General features: G+C 73.5%; 12 protein-coding genes and 1 pseudogene. 7 read left to right on the top strand and 6 right to left on the bottom strand.

Annotated features, from left to right (window positions below):
* Window positions 1–171: 171 nt before the first annotated feature.
* Complete coding sequence (locus AB0A90_RS27880; protein WP_357253694.1) at window positions 172–588, bottom strand: helix-turn-helix domain-containing protein; 417 nt, start codon at window positions 586–588, stop codon at window positions 172–174.
* Window positions 589–836: 248 nt separating this feature from the next.
* Between AB0A90_RS27880 and AB0A90_RS27875 the strand changes: the two genes are divergently transcribed.
* Window positions 837–1,292, top strand: coding sequence for a hypothetical protein (locus AB0A90_RS27875; RefSeq protein ID WP_357253691.1), 456 nt, complete (start codon window positions 837–839; stop codon window positions 1,290–1,292).
* Between the two features lie 10 nt (window positions 1,293–1,302).
* On the opposite strand, the gene AB0A90_RS27870 is transcribed toward AB0A90_RS27875, so the two are convergent.
* The 4 genes from AB0A90_RS27870 to AB0A90_RS27855 form a co-directional block, all read right to left on the bottom strand.
* Window positions 1,303–2,478: an SAM-dependent methyltransferase gene (locus AB0A90_RS27870; RefSeq protein ID WP_357253689.1), complete on the bottom strand. Its 1,176-nt coding sequence runs from the start codon at window positions 2,476–2,478 to the stop codon at window positions 1,303–1,305.
* 88 nt (window positions 2,479–2,566) lie between these two features.
* Window positions 2,567–4,273 carry a DEAD/DEAH box helicase gene (locus AB0A90_RS27865; RefSeq protein WP_357253688.1) on the bottom strand — a complete coding sequence of 569 codons (1,707 nt, stop codon included), beginning with the start codon at window positions 4,271–4,273 and terminating at the stop codon, window positions 2,567–2,569.
* A gap of 467 nt (window positions 4,274–4,740) precedes the next feature.
* A complete protein-coding gene (locus tag AB0A90_RS27860; protein WP_124822399.1) occupies window positions 4,741–4,968 on the bottom strand; it encodes a DUF3107 domain-containing protein in 228 nt (75 codons plus the stop codon).
* A gap of 64 nt (window positions 4,969–5,032) precedes the next feature.
* Window positions 5,033–5,671 carry a TetR/AcrR family transcriptional regulator gene (locus tag AB0A90_RS27855; RefSeq protein ID WP_110563158.1) on the bottom strand — a complete coding sequence of 213 codons (639 nt, stop codon included), beginning with the start codon at window positions 5,669–5,671 and terminating at the stop codon, window positions 5,033–5,035.
* A gap of 149 nt (window positions 5,672–5,820) precedes the next feature.
* Between AB0A90_RS27855 and AB0A90_RS27850 the strand changes: the two genes are divergently transcribed.
* The 6 genes and pseudogenes from AB0A90_RS27850 to AB0A90_RS27825 all read left to right on the top strand — a co-directional run bounded on the left by AB0A90_RS27850 (window position 5,821) and on the right by AB0A90_RS27825 (window position 14,214).
* Complete coding sequence (locus tag AB0A90_RS27850) at window positions 5,821–9,186, top strand: hypothetical protein (protein WP_357253686.1); 3,366 nt, start codon at window positions 5,821–5,823, stop codon at window positions 9,184–9,186.
* 23 nt (window positions 9,187–9,209) lie between these two features.
* Window positions 9,210–10,184, top strand: coding sequence for an alpha/beta hydrolase (locus tag AB0A90_RS27845; protein WP_357253684.1), 975 nt, complete (start codon window positions 9,210–9,212; stop codon window positions 10,182–10,184).
* Window positions 10,185–10,189: 5 nt separating this feature from the next.
* Entirely contained in the window at window positions 10,190–11,047 is an 858-nt protein-coding gene (locus tag AB0A90_RS27840) for a DUF3152 domain-containing protein (RefSeq protein WP_357253682.1), read from the top strand.
* Window positions 11,048–11,232: 185 nt separating this feature from the next.
* Window positions 11,233–11,976 (top strand): DUF3152 domain-containing protein, encoded by a 744-nt coding sequence (locus tag AB0A90_RS27835; protein ID WP_357253680.1) that lies wholly within the window; start codon window positions 11,233–11,235, stop codon window positions 11,974–11,976.
* A 55-nt stretch (window positions 11,977–12,031) separates the two neighbouring features.
* A pseudogene (gene moeZ, locus AB0A90_RS27830) lies at window positions 12,032–13,280 on the top strand (adenylyltransferase/sulfurtransferase MoeZ).
* A gap of 85 nt (window positions 13,281–13,365) precedes the next feature.
* Window positions 13,366–14,214 (top strand): squalene--hopene cyclase, encoded by an 849-nt coding sequence (locus AB0A90_RS27825; RefSeq protein WP_357253678.1) that lies wholly within the window; start codon window positions 13,366–13,368, stop codon window positions 14,212–14,214.
* Between the two features lie 123 nt (window positions 14,215–14,337).
* Here AB0A90_RS27825 and AB0A90_RS27820 read toward each other — a convergent pair whose 3' ends face one another.
* On the bottom strand, window positions 14,338–15,582 hold the full coding sequence (locus tag AB0A90_RS27820) for a glutamate-5-semialdehyde dehydrogenase (RefSeq protein WP_357253676.1): 1,245 nt from the start codon (window positions 15,580–15,582) through the stop codon (window positions 14,338–14,340).
* Between the last annotated feature and the right edge of the window lie 111 nt (window positions 15,583–15,693).

The raw sequence follows: 15,693 nt of genomic DNA, 5'->3' as shown, positions 1-15,693 counted from the left end.
GACCCGCTACGACAAGACCGCGACCTCGTTCCAGGCCACAGTCACCATCGCCGCGCTACTCCAATGGTTGTGAGCCTTTGAAGACACGCCCTAGGCCCGCCCCCGCGCCCGCACCCCCACCATCCTCAACGGCCTGAGCGCGGCGGGAGCGGGGCGCGGGCGTGGGGTGGGTTAGCCGGCTCGGCGGATTGGGCGGCGGGCCAGGTAGCGCAGCAGGTCGCGGATGTGGTGTTTCTCCTCGGCGGGGACCGTCGGGTCGGCCAGCCGGTCGAGGATGGCCCGGACGTCGGCCTCGACCGGGCCGTCGTCGTGGCGTCGGCGGGGAGTGGGGCCGGCGTCGGGCAGGCCGAGCGCCCGGAACGCGGCGGCGACCGGCAGGTCCAGTGCGGCACAGAAGCCGCGCACCTTGGCCAGTTCGGGGTAGTCCTGCCAGTCACCGGCCAGCCAGCGGAACACGGTGGAGCGACCCACACCGGTGTGCGCGGCAAGATCGGTCACGGTCCAGCCACGGTCGTCGCGGGCGTCGTCGATGGCGCGCCGAACGAAGCGGGCGAAGGCCATTTGCGGTGTTACGTCGGCTGATCCCATCCCTGCGTGTCTTCCCCCCTACCGGAGCACCGGGACGATGCGCCTTCCGAGGGTAGTACGCCCGGGGCGCGAAACAATTGACTGAGCGCACAAACTGTCCCGTGGATGAGACTTTTCTCTGGAAGCGTGTGTGCAGAATGAAAATTGCATCGAGCGATCACTGTCGTTCTTCCATTAGGCTCGGTGCCCGCCCCGGCATGGCGTCTGAACGCCAGCCATGTTCGACCAGACCACCGCCGAGGAGCACCATGGCCGAATCGAGCCGCCCCCAGCCGTACCAGCCCGGTGCGGTCAGCCTCTTCTTCGTCGCCAAGGCTGGCGTCTTCGCCGCCGGGTTCTGGATCTGGCTGCTGGTCCTGGTGCTCCGCGCCGACTCGGCGACCGGCCAACACGTGCTGGCGGCTACCGGCGCGATCACCACCACGCTCGTCGGCGTGGTGCTGGGTGCCCGGATGGCGTTGCAACACAACGCCGCCATCCGGCACGCGGAGATGAAGAAGCTGCTTGTCGACATCTCCTGGAACGCCTTCGCGGCAGCCGGCAACGCCGAGAGCACGGGCAAGGTGGTGCCGTTCCCCACCGCCCCGGCCGACGGCGGATGGGCCGGTCAGCGGAGCGGTGGCGAGCGGGTGACGGTCCTCGACCGTGGTGCCGGCGAGCGCACCGGTGGCCGGGATCGCGGCAACGGCGAACGGCGTCGTTAGGGCGTGTCGACTACGTCGCCGGCTGCCCGTCGGCCGGCTGTCCGTCGGCGGCCAGCAGGGTCTCCAGCCGGGGTGTGACCCGCCACTGGTCCACCAGCTCGCGGTACTCCTCGCGCTGCGGTCCGGTCGCCTCGGCGCCGGTGCGTCGGGCGCGGATCAGCAGGTTGCGGGGCGTGTGCTGGGAGTCCACGAACTCCACCACCTCGGTCCGGTAGCCGTGCACCCGCAGCAATCCGGCCCGCAGCGCGTCGGTGAGCACGTCGGCGAAGCGCTCCCGCAGGATGCCCTGCCGGGTCAGCAGTTCGTACGGGGTCGGAGCCGGATGGGCGCGGAGCTGCTTGGCCAGGTCGTGGTGACAGCACGGTGCGGCCAGCACCCAGCGGGCCTCCCAGCGCACCGCACGGGCCAGCGCCTCGTCGGTGGCGGTGTCGCAGGCGTGCAGCGCCAGCACCAGGTCGGGGGCGGGGTCGACGACGGCGTCGGCGATCGTGCCGGCCACGAAGCTGATCCGGTCGGCCCAGCCCAACCGCTGGGCCAGCTCGGTGTTGCGCCGCCGCTGGTCCTCCCGGACGTCCACGCCGACCAACTGCACGTCGAGCCCACGAGTCGTCAGGTAGCGGTACGCGGCGAAGGTCAGGTAGGCGTTGCCGCAGCCCAGGTCGACCACCCGGAGCGGACCGGTCAGGTCGTCGGGCAGGGTCGCCGCCAGCGCGCGCAGGAACGCGTCCACCTGGCGGCGCTTGGCCGCCGAGCCGCCGATCTCGGCGAAGATCGGGTCCCCGGGGTCGAGCAGGTACTCCTTCGCCCGATCGTTGCCGTTCGGCGCGGCTGCCGGGCGGGACGCCGCGGCCCGGTGCACCTGCGCCTCACCGGACTTGGTCACCCGTAGTTGCAGCGTCGCCGCGGTCGTCTCCACGTGCCAGTTGCCGAACGGCTCGGCCAGCAGTTCGTCGACCGCCGCAGCGGCGTCCGGGCCGGCGGCGAGGTTGCGGGTGTACGGGCGAGCGCCGTCGGACGTGGTGATCTGCATTCGCGGCCCGGCCTTGAGCGCTACCGGCCGCAGTTCCGCCCGCTCGACGGTGGGGCGGCGCCCGCGGCGGCGTCCGGCGGCAACCGCCCGGGTCAGCGCGGGGTCGAGCAGCAAGGCTCGGACCTCGGTCAGGGCGGCTTCCAGTGATTCCGGCATCGTTCCATTCCCGGCAGGTGGGGTGGGAGAAGGGAACATCCCCCGCACCGCGCGAGGCGGTGCGAGGGATGTCAGGTGTTGCTGGTGGTCAGTCGGCTGTCGCTTCGGCCGGCGTACCCGCATCGGAACCGCCACCACGGCGGCGTCGACGGCGGCGCGGCTTCGACGGCTCGCCGTCGGACGCGGCGACCGGCTCGGTGGGGCCGGCGTCGGCGGTGATCACCGCGGTCGGCTCGCCCGCGACCGCCTCGCCGGCCCGGCGGCGACGCCGACGGCGGGGGGTACGGGTGCCTTCCTCGCTCGCGTCGCCGACGGGCACGTCGGCGACGGGGGCCTCGGCGACGGCCGGCGTGCCGGCGTCGGAGCGGTCCCGACGACCGTCACCCCGACCACGGCGCTCGCCTCGGCCCTCGCCACGGCTCTCGCCGCGTCGGGGGCTCCGGCCGCCGCCACTGTCGCCCCGGCGGGAGCGGGTCGTGCCACCCAGATCCTCTTCGATCTCGGCGGACAGCCCGGCCCGGGTGCGCTCGGCCGTCGGCAGGGTGCCGCTGACCTCGGTCGGGATGTGCAGGTCGGTGTAGAGGTGCGGCGACGTGTGGTACGTCTCCGGCGGCTCCGGCATCTCCAGACCGAGGGTCTTGTCGATGATCCGCCAGCGCGGCATGTCGTCCCAGTCGACGAAGGTCACCGCGACGCCCGTCGCGCCGGCCCGGCCGGTACGACCGATCCGGTGGGTGTAGGTGTCCTGGTCTTCCGGGCAGTCGTAGTTGATGACGTGGGTGACGCCTGTGACGTCCAGCCCGCGGGCCGCCACGTCGGTGGCGACCAGGATGTCGATCTTGCCGGCCCGGAAGGCGCGCAGTGCCCGCTCGCGAGCACCCTGGCCGAGGTCACCGTGCACCGCCGCGACCGCGAACCCGCGGAAGTCGAGGTCCTCGGCGACCCGGTCGGCGGCCCGCTTGGTACGCGTGAAGATCATGGTCAGCCCACGCCCCTCCGCCTGGAGGATGCGCGCCACCACCTCGACCTTGTTCATCGAGTGGGTGCGGTAGACCAGCTGCTGGGTCTGCGGCGACGGACCGGTCTCGGCGGTGTGCCCGGCGTGGATCGTCATCGGCTGGCGCAGGAAACGCCGCGACAGGGTGACGATCGGGTCCGGCATGGTGGCCGAGAAGAGCATCGTCTGGCGGTCTTCCGGGAGCATCGCCAGGATCTTCTCGACGTCGTCGAGGAAGCCCAGGTCGAGCATCCGGTCGGCCTCGTCGAGGACGAGCGCGTGCACCCGGTCCAGTCGGAGGTGCTTCTGCTTCTGCAGGTCCATCAGCCGGCCGGGGGTGCCGACCAGGATCTCGACGCCCTTGCGCAGCGCGTCGATCTGCGGCTCGTACGCCACGCCGCCGTAGATCGGCAGCACCCGGACGCCACGCGTCCGGCCGGCGGCGGCCAGGTCCTTGGCGACCTGGATGCCCAGCTCACGGGTGGGGACGACGACCAGCGCCTGGGGGACGCCGTCGCTGCCCTCGCCCGGGGCGAAGACCCGGTCCAGCAGCGGTACGCCGAAACCGAGGGTCTTGCCGGTGCCGGTGGGCGCCTGACCGATCAGGTCGACGCCGCGCAGCGCGATCGGGATCGCGTACTCCTGGATGGCGAAGGCGCGGGTGATGCCGGCCGAGGCCAGGGCCTCGACGGTCTCGGCGCGGGCGCCGAGGGCGGCGAACGTGGGGGCCTCCGGTCGAACCGGGGCGGTGGGGGCCAGTTCCTGGCCGTCCAGCAAATCTTGAGTCAGGTCGCTCATGTGGATGTGGGGGTGCCCTCTCGTGGGTGCGCCCGTCATGTCCTCAGGGCGCGTTCGGTATGACGCGGGCCACACGGTCGGCGGCAGATTGCCGAGCCGGACCGGGCCGCACGCGCGCCGCGGGCTGAACGTCGATCAGATCGGCGCCCACGGCAACTGCTCCATGCTACCTGAACAGGCATGGCTTCGTCCCGATTCCCGGTCGGGCAGGCGACACGCGGGGGCGATGATTGTGACCTGCGTCACGAGTGGGTCGGTTCGGCGTACCCCGCGCGAGTCACCGACACGCGTTCCGGGCCGGATGGGGGTCGTGCGACGTCATCGAGAGAGGTGCGGCAAAACCCGAACAGAACGGACGACGGCCGGGCGCGGCACCCTGCGGAGGGTGCGCCGGCCGGGACCGCCGAGCACCGATGCCGGCCCGCGGCAGGTGGCCCCACGCCTACCTGCCGCGATGGCCGGCCCGGTCAGCGGACGGTGAAACCGACCGCCCGGGACGACGCCTCGGCGATCTCGACGTAGGCGACCTTCTCGATCGGCACGATGACCCGTCGGCCCTTCTCGTCGGTCAGGGAGAGCGTGCCGCCGTTACCGGCGAAGGCGTCGGTCACGATCTGCTCGATCTCGGCCGGCGACTGCGCGCTGTCTACTACCAGCTCACGCGGCGCGTACTGCACGCCGATCTTGACCTCCACTGTGCCTCCTCAACTGGGGCGAAAGAACCGCCCTGCGAAGGCTATCCGATCACGGGGTCGGCGGTCAGGCTGACTCACCTTGCAGGGGGAAGCTCGCGATGCCCCGCCAGGACAGCGCGGCCACCAACGCCTCGGCCTCGGCCTTCGGCACCTGCCGGCCACCGGCCAGCCAGAACTGCGCGGCCGTCTCCGCCGCGCCGACCAGCCCGGAGGCGAGCAGCTCGGCGTGGGCCCGGCTCACGCCGGTGTCCGAGATGATGGTGTCGGTGATCGCCGCGATGCAGCCCTGCTCGACCCGCTCCACCCGCTGTCGCACCGCCGGGTCGTTGCGCAGGTCCGACTCGAAGACGAGGCGGAAGGCCTCGCTCTCGTGGTCGACGAAGTCGAAGTACGCGCGCACCGACGCGCCGACCCGCTCCTTGTTGTCACTGGTGCCGCGCATCGCATCCTGCACCTGAGCGACGATGGCGTCACAGTGCGTGTCGAGCAGCGCCAGGTAGAGATCCATCTTTCCCGGGAAGTGTTGGTAGAGCACCGGCTTGGAGACCCCGGCCCGCTCGGCGATGTCGTCCATCGCGGCGGCGTGGTAGCCCTGCGCGACGAACACCTCCTGCGCCGCAGCGAGAAGCTGCTTACGGCGCGCGGAGCGGGGCAGGCGGGTGGGCCGGCCAGCGGTCTGTGCACCGTTCCCCGCAGCGGTCATGGGATCCTCCGAGTTCTCCGTACGAGCCGGCATTTTCCCCCCAGACCGGGCGAAGCCCGTGACCCCCGTCGTGGAAATGGCCCGCCGCTGTAACTTATCGCCACTCTCGGCACACGGTAGCCTCAGCGGGGGCGACCAAGGAGCGCGCGGTGAGTGAAACAGGGCAACCCGGAGCCGCCACCCCGGGAGAACACGGTGACGGAGCGGGTCAGCACGACGACCCGGGCCGTCCCGTCAGCGGGTGGGCGCCAGCGACGGGCGGGTGGTCCCGAGCCGCCGATCGCGAGGATGCCCGGGACGAGGCGCCGCGCTGGCAACCCGATCCCGCCGCTGGCTGGCGCGCCTCGTCCAGCCGACACGGCGACCTGCCGGCGCCCCTGGTCGGGCTGCCGGGTGACCTCGATCCGCCGACTCGTGCCAACGGCCACCACGCCAATGGCGTGCACCATCCGGACGACGCCAACGGCGTCCGCCCTCCCGGTCTCGAACCACCCGCCGGCCGCCCCGCGCCGGTGAGCGCGCCGCCGGGGTTGCCCGCCGAGGGGCGGCCCGAGGTGACCGGCGACCGGCTGGTGGTGCCCGCCCAACGCCCCGCGCCGCCACGGGAGCAGGGTGCCGGCGAGCCCGACAAGGGCACCCCCACACGCTCCACCGTCGACCCGGCCGCCGCGCACCGCGCTCGCTGGGCCGAGCCCGGCCTGCCGACGTCCGCGCCGCCGGCAGTCCAGGTGCCGCCCGTCGGCACCGCCGCGTCGGGTTTCGAGGTGCCGCCCGGCTTCCGCGCGCCGACCAGCGAGCGGCTGGCCGCCGACGAACCGGCCGCGCCACGAGACTGGCGGGACCCGCTCCCACCCGTCCAGCCGGCAGCATCGGGGCCGGCCGGGCACGCCGACGCGACCGAGCCGGGTCGCGCCGCTGGCATCCCCCGACCAGGCGAAACGCACCGAGCCGGCGAGTCGCCGGCCATCGAGCCGGACTGGTCCGGGCCAAACTGGAACCGTCCGAGCTCGGGCGGCGGATGGGCGCCGCCCTGGTCTCGCTCCGACGACGAGCCGGCTGCTCCCAAGGCCCGGGACGAGCCCGCGCCGAGTTGGGTCGCCGAGCCCCACCTGCCGTACGAGCCGCTGCGCGCCGAGTCGCCCCGCCCGTACGAGCCGGTGCGTGCCGATCCGCCCCGGGGGTACGACGTCACGGGCGGGTCCGACGCCGCGCCGACGCACCCCGGCGAGCAGAGCACCCCGCCGCCGTCCGAGCGCCCGTCCTGGGTCGCGCCGCCCACCGTTCCACCCCGGGCTGTCGACGCGGACGCGTCCCCCACCAGCGGACCGCCGGTGTCATCAGGCATGGCGCCACCGGTCGTCGAGCGCCTCTCCTGGGCCGACGGTCCCACGCCCACCAGCGGCCCGCCCGCCGATCGCCCCTCCTGGGCCGGTGGCCCGCCGCCGACCAGCGGCCCGCCCGCCGATCGCCCCTCCTGGGCGGGGTCCGGCGCACCTCGCACGGACCGCCCGTCCTGGGCCGGCGGGTCCGACCCCGCGCCCACCAGCCCGGCGCCGGCGCGGCCGTCGTGGGCCGGCGGCTCCGAGGCGGCGACGAGTGTTCCGCCGGTACGGCCGTCCTGGGCCGGCGGCTCCGAGGCGGCGACGAGTGTTCCGCCGGTACGGCCGTCCTGGGCCGGCGGGTCCGACCCCGCGCCCAGCAGCCCGACGCCAGCGCGGCCGTCCTGGGCCGGAGAAGCCGATCCGACACCGCCCAGCGCCTCGCCGACGCGGCCCTCCTGGGCCTCCGGAGCCGTGCCGGCCGACGCGCCACCTCCGGCCCCGGCCGGGCCGCCTCCCACGCTGACCGACGCACCCCCGGCCCCGGCAGGCCCGCCCCTGGTGGCGGAGCGTCCCTCCTGGGTCGGCGGTTCGCCGACGCCGAGCAGCTCCCCGACCGAGCGGCCGGACTGGTCCGAGGGCCGGATCCCCGCCACCCCCGCCGAGCGCCCGTCCTGGCCAGCCAGCCATTCGGCAAGCGCCGCCGGCGGCGGCGAGGTGGGCGAGACGTCCGGCCCGCCGCGGCCCGAGATCCGGCCGGTCGCGCCGTTCCGGCTCCGGCCGGCGGCACCCGAACCGCCCGTTCCGTCTCCCGTCGACTCACCCCGGGCGAACGTCCCGTCGGCCGCCGACACGACGTCGGCCTCCACCGGCTCGGCTCCGCCCTCCGCCATCAGCGGGGCCGAGCGCCGTGACCGGCCCCCAGCCGTTTCCACCTCGCCCTACGCGGCTCGCCGATCCGCCCCCGATCCGACGTCGTCGACCGAGCCGGCCGACAACGGCCGGCAACCAGACCCGAGGGCGGTGGTGCTGCCGCAGCGCGTCCCCGCGGAACCGGACGTGCCCGTCGTGCCGGAGCCGCCAGCCGTGGAGCCACCCGCCGAGACCCCGGAGCTCGCCCGCATCGCCACCCACCTTCGTCGGGACGACGAACCAGCCCCACTTCGGGAGCGCCCCGAGGGGTTCGACGTCAACGCCATCCTGGACGCCGTTCGGGAGGTCGCCGGTGTCCGCGACGCGGCGCTTCGCCGTACCCCGGCCGGTGCGCACAGCCTGCGCCTGGACCTGGCCGACGGCGCCGATCCGGCCGAGGTGAGCCGACAGGTGGCCCGGCTGCTGCAGGAACGGATGGGGCTGGCCGCCGCCCCGCAGAACGTGCCCGGCGTGCCCAGCACGCCACCCCCGCCGGTTCGCCGACGCCTGGCCGAACCGCGACCTGCCGAACGGCGTACGGCGGAGCCGCCCGGCGCGGCCCAGCGCGACGGAGGTCCGGAGGCCCGAACCGGTGAGGTCCGGACGGCCGAGACGACCGCACCGCAACGTCCGTCGGGCGCCCCGGCAGAGGCCACACCGGCAGGCTCGGAGCAGTGGACCGGCACGGACACCTCGCGCCGCCGCCGGCCGAACGCGCCGCACCGGGGTCGCGCCACGGTCGAGGAGCCCGGATCGGTCTCGGCCGCGCCGGCCGGTGCCGCGACCGGCAGCCCGGCCACGCTCGGCACGTCGTACTCCGGTGGTCAGGTGACCACGACGGAGTCGGCGCCGTCCCGGCCGCTGGACACCGGCGGCGTGCCGGGGCCGCGGGTGGTGATCGACCACGTGCAGGTGAGCACGTTCGGCCTGGACGCGAACGTGGAGGTCCGGCTGCTGGCCGACGACGACAGCGCCTCCGGGTACGCCACCGGACCGGCGGTGGACGGCTACGTGCTGCGGCTCTGCGCGGTGGCGGCGGCCGCCGCCGTGGACGAGTTGCTGCGGGGCACCGACAACGCCGAGCGGGGGCGCTGCTTCGTCGAGCACGCGGCGGTGGTGCCGTTCGGCAACTGCGAGGTGGCCACGGTTGTGGTGCTGCTCGTCTGCGAGGGCTGGGTGGAGCAGCTCGCCGGCTCGGCGCTGGTCGCCGGTGATCCCCGGCAGGCGGTGGTTCGGGCGACGTTGGCGGCGGTGAACCGTCGGCTGGAGGCGCTGCTGTCCTGAGTGGTCCGAGGCAGACTGGAACGATGAGAAGCGCCACCCTCTGGCCCGACCATCTGCTCCCCGATCATCAGGTTCCACCGCCCTGGCCGGGCCGGGAGGTCCGCCTCGACGGCCGGGTCACGTACGTGCGCGACACCCCGGCCACCGCCGCCGGCGCGGAACCGGCGCTGTACGTGCACGGGCTGGGCGGGTCGTCCCAGAACTGGACCGACCTGGCCGGGCTGCTCGCCGACCGGCTGGACGGTCAGGCCATCGACCTGCCCGGCTTCGGCCGCAGTGAGCCGGGTCCCCGCTACACCATCCCGGCCTTCGCGGATCTGGTCGTCCGCTGGATCGAGCACTCCGGTCGGGGTCCGGTGCACCTGTTCGGCAACTCGCTGGGCGGCGCGGTCGCGGTGCAGGTCGCCGGGCTCCGGCCGGACCTGGTCCGTACCCTCACCCTGATCTCCCCGGCCCTGCCGTTTCTCGACTTCCGCCGCTCGTTGCAGGGACGGATGCTGCCGGTGCTCGCCATCCCGCGGGGTGAACGGCTGGTCGCCCGGCACCTCACCCAGCTCGCTCCCGAGGTGATGGCCCAGCAGGTGCTGGAGGCGTGCGTCGCCGACCTGAGCCGGATCTGCGACCAGCGTCGGGCCGAGGCGTTGGAGGAGATCCGGGTGCGGTACGAGGCGGAGCACTACGCCGCCGCGTACGTCCGGACGTTCCGCGGTCTGGTCTCCAGCTTCCTGCGGGCGTACCTGCCGGGGTCGGGTTCGCTGTGGCGACTCGCCGGGACGGTACGCGCACCGACCCTGGTGGTGGGCGGCCGAGCGGATCGCCTGGTCGACGTGCGGGTCGCGCCGCAGACCGCCCGGGTCATCCCGGACAGCCGGTTGATGATGCTCGACGGCGTCGGTCACGTGGCGCAGTTGGAGGTGCCCCGCCTGGTGGCCCGGGCGGTGGTCGGCCTGCTCGCCGAAACGGAGGACACCACGGGGCGGCCTGATCTGGCAGGCTGACCTGGATGCCCAGGTCAAACCACCTCCCCGGTCGCCGTCAGCGACGCCTCGCGCTGCTCGCCCAACTGGTGGCGGTGGTGTTGGCGGTCGGCGCGGCGGTGACCGTGATCGCCGAGGGGCCGGGTGGGCATCCCCGCGCTGGCCGGTTGGCCGCCGACGAGGTCGTCACTCTGCCGCCGCCGCTGGTGGCCGCGCCGCTGCCGCCGTCGGTCGACCCGTCGCCCTCCGCCGTGCTCGCGTCCAGCCCGTCCCCGGTGCTGCGGGCGCCCGGCGCGGTCCCGAGCGCCGGCACCGGGAGGTTCGGCTACGACGCCCGTTCCGGCCCGGTGCTGGGTCGCGCGGGTGAGCTGCGGCGGTACCGGGTCGCGGTGGAGTCGGGCAGCGACGAGACCGCCGCGGACTTCGCGCAGGCGGTCCAGGTGGCGCTCGCCGGGCCGGGCAGCTGGGTCGACAGCGGCAGGCTACGGATGCAGCAGGTGCCGGGGGACGCGCCTCGCGACTTCACCATCTACCTGGCCACCGCCCGCACGGCGGCTCGGATGTGTGCCGACGGCGGGGTGGACATCCGGATCGGGGGTCGGCCGTACACGTCCTGCCGGGCACCCGGCCAGGTGATCATCAATCTGGATCGGTGGCGGTTGTCCGTGCCGCACTTCGTCTCGGCCCGCGTGCCGCTGGACGTCTACCGGACGTACGTAGTCAACCACGAGGTCGGCCACCAGCTCGGGCACCGGCACGAGCGCTGCCCGGGTGCGGGTCGGCCCGCGCCGGTGATGATGCAGCAGACGCTCTTCCTCAACGGGTGCCGGGTCAACCCGTGGCCGTACCTCGACGGACGCCGCTACGCCGGCCCCGCCCTCTGAGGGAGCGACCGACCGACGTACACCATCAGGCGTCTTGCGTGAATAGCGGCAAAAACGGAGATATGCCCGAATAATCTGGCAGGCTCGACATCATGACGCCGTCGTCCCCTTACGGCCCGCCCACGTCGCCGCCCGACCGGCCCGACCGGTCGGCGTACGAAGGCGCACGTCCCACGCTCACCCGGATGCGCCGACGACGTCGCCGCACGCTGCTGCTCGGCCTGCTCGTACTCGTGCTCGCCGGCGGCATCGGCACGACGCTCAACCGGGGCGGCGAGCCACCGGCCGACACTCCCACCACCACCCAGGGCGAGATGGGCCACGGGGGTGGGGCGCCCCTGCACCCCGCGCCCACCAGCTACCCCTCGGTCGGAGCCGGACGCTTCACGGCTGCCGACGGTGCGACACCGGTGCACGGAACGGACGGGCCGCTGCGCCGTTACCGGGTCGTGGTCGAACGCGGCACCGGCCAGGACGCCGCCGCGTTCGCCGCCAAGGTGGACGAGGTGCTGGCCGACCCGCGCAGTTGGATCGCCTCCGACGAGTTGCGGGTGCAACGGGTGGCCGACGCCGGGGCGGCGGACTTCACCATCTACCTGGCCACCCCTGTCACGTCCGAGCGGATGTGCGCCGAGGGCGGGTTGACCACCGAGCGCTACACCTCCTGCCGCATGCCCGGCCAGGTCGTCATCAACCTGGCCCGCTGGATGGAGGCGGTCCCCGACTACGGCGCTCCGCTGGACACCTACCGCACCTACGTGATCAACCACGAGGTGGGCCACGAGTTCGGCGAGGAGCACGAGGCCTGCCCCGGCGCGGGGGAGCCCGCGCCGGTGATGCAGCAGCAGACGTACGGCCTGCACGGCTGCGTCGCGAACGCCTGGCCCTACCTCGACGGCCGTCGCTACGCGGGTGACATCGTCCCCTGATCGGCCGGGTCGTCGGTTATTCCCGCTCCCGCATCGCGGACCAGTGTCGTCCCTCATGGCCGAGCGGGGCTCCCGCGAGCAACAATGGCGCGGTTCACACCGCCGATCCCGGGGAGTCCACCGTGTCGTTGCCCCCGCTCGTCGAGCCCGCCGCCGAGCTGACAGTTGACGAGATCCGCCGCTACTCACGCCACCTGATCATCCCGGACGTCGGGGTGACCGGGCAGAAGCGGCTGAAGAACGCCCGGGTGCTCTGTGTCGGCGCTGGTGGCCTCGGGTCGCCCGCCCTCATGTACCTCGCCGCGGCCGGGGTCGGCACCCTCGGCATCATCGACTTCGACACCGTCGACGAGTCCAACCTCCAGCGTCAGATCATCCACGGCGTGTCCGACATCGGCCGGTCCAAGGCCGAGTCCGCCGCCGCGTCGATCCGCGAGATCAACCCCCTGGTCCAGGTGGAGATCCACAACACCGCGCTGGACCGGGAGAACGTCCGGGAGATCTTCGCCCAGTACGACCTGATCGTCGACGGCACCGACAACTTCGCCACCCGTTACATGGTCAACGACGCGGCCGTGCTGCTCGGCAAGCCGTACGTCTGGGGCTCGATCTACCGCTTCGACGGCCAGGCGTCGGTGTTCTGGGCCGAGCACGGCCCGTGCTACCGCTGCCTCTACCCGGAGCCGCCGCCGCCCGGCATGGTCCCCTCCTGCGCCGAGGGTGGCGTGCTCGGTGTGCTCTGCGCGTCGATCGGCTCCATCCAGGTGAACGAGGCGATCAAGCTGCTGACCGGCATCGGTGAGCCACTGGTCGGTCGCCTGATGGTCTACGACGCCCTGGAGATGGAATACCGCAAGATCAAGGTCCGCAAGGACCCGAACTGCGCGCTCTGCGGCGACAACCCGACGGTCACCGACCTGCTGGAAGACTACGAGGACTTCTGCGGCGCGGTCTCCGAGGAGGCCCAGGAGGCGACGCTCGACGCGACGATCACCGCACTCGAGCTCAAGGAGTGGCAGGACGCCGGCAAGGACATCTTCCTGGTCGACGTACGGGAGCCCGCCGAGTACGAGATCGTCCGCATCCCGGGTGCCACCCTGATCCCCAAGGGCGACATCATCTCGGGCGAGGCGCTGGCGAAGCTCCCGCAGGACAAGCAGATCGTGCTGCACTGCAAGTCCGGGGTCCGCTCCGCCGAGGCGCTCGCCGCGCTCAAGGCGGCCGGTTTCCGCGACGCCGTGCACGTCCAGGGCGGTGTGCTCTCCTGGATCAAGCAGATCGATCCGTCGCTGCCCGCGTACTGAGCGACGACCGGGGCCGGCGGCGGGCCACTCACCCGCCCCGGCCTCGGCCGATACTCCGAGGCGCGACGACCTTTACGCAGGTAGCGTGACCGCCGTGGTGGATATGGACGCCGCTATCGGCTTCGTCGTGGCGCACGGAGACGCGGTCGACCGCGCGCGTCTCTCCCGGCTGCGCACCGGCGCCGGTGTGCCGGACGAGGTGCTCGACGCCGCCGAGGCCGGGCAGACGCCCGACGGCGGCTGGCCGGCCGTCCTCGACGGCGCGGTCGGGTCCGTCGACGCGACCTGCTTCCGCCTGGCCGAGTTGGACGACCTCGGTCCCCTCGGCCGCCCGGCGGCCCGGCACGCGCTGGACTGGCTCGCCGCCTCCCAGCTACCCGACGGCGGCTGGGACGAGGACCCGTCGCTGGCCGACCTCGCCCCGGAGTGGGCGCGGCCCGGCGACCCGGAGGCCCGTCTCTACCTCACCGCCAACGCTGCCTTCTGGCTCAGCGTGGGCGGGCTGGACGCCCGGTCCGCCGGGCCGCTGGACCACCGGGTCGGCGGGTCGTACGCCCGGGTGGTGCAGGCCGCCGCACAGGCGCTCGCCGCGCAGCTCGCTCCGGACGGCCGGTGGCCCTCCTTCGTGCCCGCCGGTTGGCTGAGCGCGGCCGTGCTGCACCGGCAGGAGATGTACTACGAGTCGGCGTTGATCCAGTCGGTGCTCGCCGAGCGGATCCCGCGGTTGTCCCCGGCGGATGTGGCCTGGCTGGCCGGGACGCTGCGCCGGGTCGACATGGGCGAGGAGCACTGGTTGCTGGTCGCGGCCCGTGAGCGGCTCACCAGGACGCAGCGCAGCGACGGCGGCTGGGACAGCGACGACGGTCACCAGTTCGATGTGCACACCACGCTGCGGGCGATCCGGGCCTGCCGGGCGGTCGCACCAACGGGCTGAACTCCCATCCCCACCCCCACCGCCGCGTCGATCTTGCAGTTTCTGTCGCCGATTCACGTGCTATGCCCCCTATGTCGGGACAGTAAGTGCAAGATCGACGCTGAGGGGCGGGAGGGAGGACGGTCAGCCGCGCAGGTGCCCGTCCCCGGTGACCACGTACTTCGTCGAGGTCAGCTCGGGCAGACCCATCGGGCCGCGGGCGTGCAGTTTCTGGGTGGAGATGCCGATCTCCGCGCCGAAGCCGAACTCGCCGCCGTCGGTGAAGCGGGTCGACGCGTTCACCATCACCGCGGCCGAGTCCACCCGCGCGACGAATTCGCGGGCCGCGCTCGCCGAGTCGGTGAGGATCGCCTCGGTGTGCCCGGTGCCGTAGCGGCGGATGTGCGCGACGGCCGCGTCCAGCGACTCGACCACCGCGACCGCGATGTCGGCGGACAGGTATTCGGTGGCGAAGTCCTCCTCGGTGGCCGGGACCACTGCGGCGGAGTACGCGGCCACCTCGGGGGAGCCGTGCACGGTCACCCCCGCCTCGGCGAGGGCGGCCAGCATCGGCGGCAGGAACGCGTCGGCGACGCTGGCGTGCACCAGCAGCGACTCGGCGGTGTTGCAGGTGGACAGGCGCTGCGTCTTGGAGTTCAACGTCACCGCGACGGCCCGCGAGATGTCGGCGGCGGCATCCACGTAGACGTGGCAGTTGCCCACCCCGGTCTCGATCACCGGCACCGTCGACTCCTCGACGACGGTGCGGATCAGCGACGCGCCACCGCGCGGGATGAGCACGTCGACGAGCCCGCGGGCGCGCATCAGCTCCTTGACCGAGTCGCGGGAGCTGGCGTCGAGCAACTGCACCGCGTCGGCCGGGAGCCCGGCGCCGGCGACCGCGTCGCGCAGCACCGCGACCAGCGCGGCGTTGGAGTGCGCGGCCGAGGACGACCCGCGCAGCAGGGCGGCGTTGCCGGACTTCAGGCAGATCCCGGCGGCGTCCACCGTCACGTTCGGCCGCGCCTCGTAGATGATGCCGACCACCCCGAACGGCACCCGGATCTGGCGCAGCTCCAGCCCGTTGGGCAGGGTGGACCCGCGGACCACCTCGCCGACCGGGTCGGGCAGCGCGGCCATCTCACGCAGCGCGTCGGCGATGCCGGTCACCCGACCCGCGTCGAGGGCGAGCCGGTCCAGCACGGCCGCGCTCAGCCCGGCCTCCCGGCCGGCCGCCAGGTCCGTCTCGTTCGCGGTCAGGATCTCCGGGGTACGCGCCACGAGCGCGTCGGCCATCGCCACCAGCGCGGCGTCCTTGACCGTACGCGTGGCCACCGCCAACTCGGCGGCGGCGTCCCGCGCCCGGCGCGCCTGCTCGACGACACTCATGCCAGCACTCCGCTGCGCTCCGTGCCGCCATGAGGCAACAGAGCCCTGAATTGATGATTCGCTCGCTGACGCTCACTCATGCCAGCACTCCGCTGCGCTCCGTGCCGCCAT

The sequence above is a fragment of the Micromonospora sp. NPDC049204 genome (genome assembly GCF_040647935.1).
Lineage (GTDB): Bacteria > Actinomycetota > Actinomycetes > Mycobacteriales > Micromonosporaceae > Micromonospora.
This window is presented reverse-complemented; position numbering and strand designations above follow the sequence as displayed.